Annotated in this window: 1 protein-coding gene; it reads left to right on the top strand. The window is 70.7% G+C overall.

Annotated features, from left to right (window positions below; translation table 11 throughout):
* Window positions 1-19 precede the first annotated feature (19 nt).
* On the top strand, window positions 20-291 hold a 272-nt coding region (locus Q664_RS59735), incomplete at its 3' end, for an Ig-like domain-containing protein (RefSeq protein ID WP_425117480.1).

Genomic DNA, 291 nt, shown 5'->3' with positions numbered 1-291 from the left:
GGGGACCTGGAGTCTCACGATCTCGGCGGCGCTGGACGAGGGGACGCACTCGGCGCGGGCCACCGCCACGGATGGCACCGGCAACGTCAGCCCTGCCTCCTCGGCTGTCTCCTTCACCGTGGACACGCTGCCGCCGGCCTTCCCGGTGGTGACGGCTCCCGCCAACGGCTCCGTGCTGACCACCCGCACTCCCACCTTCTCCGGCACCGCCGAGGTCGGCAGCAGGGTGCACCTTCTCATCGACGAGACCTCTGTGGGCACCGTGGTGGCCAAATNTCGTCGGGGGGGTCT

Source organism: Archangium violaceum Cb vi76 (assembly GCF_000733295.1).
GTDB lineage: Bacteria > Myxococcota > Myxococcia > Myxococcales > Myxococcaceae > Archangium > Archangium violaceum.
Note: the sequence above shows the minus strand (reverse complement) of the source record. Positions and strands in the feature narration are given on the sequence as shown.